The organism is Alistipes sp. UBA1686 (genome assembly GCF_002320215.1).
Lineage (GTDB): Bacteria > Bacteroidota > Bacteroidia > Bacteroidales > Rikenellaceae > Alistipes > Alistipes onderdonkii.
Map to the genome: position 1 here is coordinate 1 of NZ_DCKA01000003.1, position 3,718 is coordinate 3,718.

Genomic DNA, 3,718 nt, shown 5'->3' on the forward strand with positions numbered 1-3,718 from the left:
GGTGGTATTTCGTTGGCTCTGTGCAATAGAAGAACAAAGCGTAACGAACGCTCTATCAGCTAATTCGCTACGCTTTGCCCAAATTTACTTTTTCGCTATGGGTTTATTTTAGAATTGATATCATATGCAGGACGAGTGCTGATCTTTTTGATTCCTTCGGGCACTTTGAATGAACTAATTCTACTTGCAGCAAAGAAACAGGTTACAAACTTACCTGTTTTAATTTTATCTTGTAAGGAAAAATTATCACTGAAATGAAGAGTTATAGATTTGAGATTTTTGGTTAAAGATTCTAACGGCTTTAATTGACGTTGGTAATTAGCACGCTTAGCTTCATCTGTTGTCTTTTGTAATAGACTATGAATTTCTATTAATCGTTTTTTCCAATTTGTAATATCAGAAGGAGAATGTTGGGCACATTCGGCTAAATAATTTTTTGTTTCCGTTAGTAAAGCTGTCTTGCCACATCCATTCTTTCCTGTTAAAATTAGATGTTTTCTTTCCGTATCCCCTAATTTTAAGCTAATAGGAGATAAATTTCTAACAGATTCAATGTCGATTTGTGTAATGAATGTTTCTGCCATAATTTTATTATTTTTCCCAAAATTAAGAAAAGAAATTCCAACACCAAAATCAATGAAAAAGATTTTGGTGTTGTTAGATTAACAAATATTGAATGGGAATATTATTCAGCAGATAAACCAGTTAATAATAAGATTGACAGACTGCGTGCTGTTAATCTAGCATCCGTGCCGCAGCCCCAGATGATATTAACCTGCGGTGCAAATTCGTGGATAACGGTTAAGAGACTGCATAGGTCGTCGAAACTAATCTCCGATGCGGGATGATAGCTTACTTTTGCAACCACGTCGAGGTCGGCTTCGATGTGCAGGGCTTCCAATTCGGTGCGGAGTTGCTCCGCCAAGACGGGCATTGCGCCTTCGACTGTAATTAGGGCGCAAGATGCCGCGCTATTCAAAATGCGGTCGAAATCGTTTTGGACGATTTGTACCATGTCGTCTTCCGATGCACTGAATCGGGCATCGAGGTAGCGTCTGATTTCTTCTTTGTTTTTCATGTGATTTTGGTTTTGGGTGATACATTCCGGCTATGAATACGCAGGCCGATTCAGCCGCTATGTGCTGGAGACCATCATTGCTGCTTGCTTATTTAAGCCCTATACATTGGTTCGAAACAGGCGGATAATGAATTTTATCGAGTTCCCGACTACATGGGCTGTAATCGCGTCACAGTATCTTCTGTCTGGATTTAACAAAGCGACCTGCCGGGTTGCGGCAGGTCGGGACAACTAAGAACGGTCGGGATAAAGATTCGGAAAGGATGTGGATAACAACTTACAACTATGTACTTTATCTGCGACCGGAATTATATACGAAGGGAAAATATGATGAAATATGCAAGATTATTTAATATTATAATGTTCTTTGTATTTGGCTTGCAATACCTTAAATACTTCTTTGTAGTCGGTGTCTTCTGAAACCAGTTTTATTCCGTCTTTGTCTCGGAAACTTGCTGTTACCATCATATCAGGAGCTTTCAGCGTGAAACTCCATGGATAACAGAAATCTTCGGCATTGTCTCCGAAGTCAAATATAATATTAAACGGACTTGTGTTGTCCAATCCAATACATTCTAATACGACGGTGCTATTTGCTGAATATTCCTTTGCGGTCTTCGTATTTCGGACAGTGAAAAGCATACCTGTTCCAGCAATGTTGGCTATTCCCATAATAGGATAACCTGCTTTTTGGGTGAAGAAGAACTGCATATCGAATCCCCTCCGGGAGTTTTGATCTGTAATTGCTTTCGTACTCTCTTTGAACGAGTAGAATGCATTGTCGATTGCCAGAGCATACCCCTGCACATTCGTAGTTTTTGCCTTTTCTTGCGCTTCTACAAATAGGCACATTGCCAACCCCATAAGGAGTAAAATAATTTTTTTCATGATTGTTTGTTTAAGGTTCGTTAATTTCTTTACGATAAAAACAATGCTCCTAAAGATATGATTCCGAGAATGGGTAGTAATAATGTGAGAATTAAGCCTACGATAAATAGAAAAATGGCCTCTCCAGCGCTGAATACCCGGCAAAGAGCTAAAATAATGAGCGCAATGAAATAGCCGATGAAATTGAAGAAGATAGAAGCCACTATTAGCACGATTAGTCCCAATAAAGACCATAAGCAACCGCCTCGATCTTCTTTCTTCTCCTGTTGAACATTGATGATGGTTTCGTTGTGTGTCGATTCGGTTGGGCATATCGGATGCCCGCATTTAAGACACGCCGGGGCATAGCGAGAGACCTCCGTGCCGCAAGCCGGGCAATGAATCAAAAGAGGTTCTGGTTCCGGTTCTTCGGCAAGGGTTTCTTCCGAGGCTTCTTTCGTCAAAGTCATTTTGGGATATTTCTGTCTTAAGTACATAAATCCGATGATGAATAACAGAATGACGATGATTGACCCCATAACGCCGTATTCACCGAAATATTCCTGTATAAAGGTTGGTGCTGATTCCTCCATAGTCTAATTTCTTTGTTGTGTTGGTTTTAGTTTATAGAATGTAGGTTCAACATCCGTTATATAACTCTCTCGAAATTTTAGCCCGAGTAAAAAAAGATTGGTTAAGGATACGCTTTTAGCAATAGTTTCTGCCCCGCCAGAACGGATGCCTTCATCGACCCCAGCAAGGTAATAGATAAATCCTATTGGACAAGCCGTATCGAAATCAGAGCGATCGAAATAGATATTTGAGAATACGTCTCCTTTAGTTGATAACATCTTCCATGTGGCGTATGGGTCAACCTCGGCGATTCCATCAGAGAAAACGCCATCGAGATAATCATCCCATTCCACGCCGCACGCCTCTGTCAAGTTCTTGAAACTTTCATATGTTCTTTCGGCCATGCTCAATCCCTTTACCAATCCGCTTTCATAAATGCCTCTGAAAATTATCCATATCTCTGTACGGTCAATTGTTGTTGTATCTTGCTTTTGGATATTTATTAGGTCTTCGATATTCGTATTGTTACAAGGTTGAGCAACGGACTTGGGTTGGTTTAAGTTGCATCCGATGCAAAATAATACAGCAGATAAAGAGGTGATAAAACGAGATAATTTCATAGCGGATATAATCTTTTAATATAAAGAGGTTAATTTTCCGTCGGTGAAAACCAAAACCGAATATTTGGGCGTTGATGCACCTACGCTGTCGGCAAATCCCATCAGTAAGGCTAAAGCCATTGCTTGTTCGCCGGAAAGTTGTGTCATCGCTGCGGCGATTTGCATGTCTTGTTTGTCTTTATTGAAAGTCCATGTTTCAACCCTATGCCCGGATCGGATGCTTTTTCCTATATCGTATGATTTTATGTCAATTACCTCCTGACACATTTGTTGGGTCATACCGAGTTCGAGTTTTCCTTGATAAAGAAGTGAGCCGTATCGTTGACCATATTTTCGGACGAATGCTTGCTTTTTTTGTTCTTCAGCCTGATGTTTCTGAGAATCGGCGCGAGCTTTTATTCGTTGTTGCGCCACGAACGCCTTAGTAATTGAGTCTAGTGCTCGTTCTTTGGCATGCTGCTGAATCTGGTATTCACGAGGGGATAATCCGTCTTTCCATTTCCCTGTTTCGGTATACCCTGTGGCGGCAAAAAACATTGTGCCTTCGTCCGGTGCACCATTATTGAGTTTTCCGACAAAC

General features: G+C 40.6%; 6 protein-coding genes. All 6 read right to left on the reverse strand.

What is annotated here, in order from left to right:
- Positions 1 to 95: 95 nt before the first annotated feature.
- Positions 96 to 584 carry a P-loop NTPase fold protein gene (locus tag B3C38_RS00600; protein WP_286724179.1) on the reverse strand — a complete coding sequence of 163 codons (489 nt, stop codon included), beginning with the start codon at positions 582 to 584 and terminating at the stop codon, positions 96 to 98.
- A 101-nt stretch (positions 585 to 685) separates the two neighbouring features.
- Positions 686 to 1,078 (reverse strand): hypothetical protein, encoded by a 393-nt coding sequence (locus B3C38_RS00605; protein ID WP_286724181.1) that lies wholly within the window; start codon positions 1,076 to 1,078, stop codon positions 686 to 688.
- Positions 1,079 to 1,423: 345 nt separating this feature from the next.
- Positions 1,424 to 1,966 (reverse strand): hypothetical protein, encoded by a 543-nt coding sequence (locus tag B3C38_RS00610; protein WP_147625757.1) that lies wholly within the window; start codon positions 1,964 to 1,966, stop codon positions 1,424 to 1,426.
- A 29-nt stretch (positions 1,967 to 1,995) separates the two neighbouring features.
- Positions 1,996 to 2,538, reverse strand: a complete 543-nt coding sequence (locus tag B3C38_RS00615) for a hypothetical protein (protein WP_286724185.1) — start codon at positions 2,536 to 2,538, stop codon at positions 1,996 to 1,998.
- 3 nt (positions 2,539 to 2,541) lie between these two features.
- Positions 2,542 to 3,138 carry a hypothetical protein gene (locus tag B3C38_RS00620; protein WP_286724188.1) on the reverse strand — a complete coding sequence of 199 codons (597 nt, stop codon included), beginning with the start codon at positions 3,136 to 3,138 and terminating at the stop codon, positions 2,542 to 2,544.
- Positions 3,139 to 3,153: 15 nt separating this feature from the next.
- A partial coding sequence (locus tag B3C38_RS00625; RefSeq protein ID WP_286724190.1) for a hypothetical protein occupies positions 3,154 to 3,718 on the reverse strand: 565 nt, incomplete at its 5' end.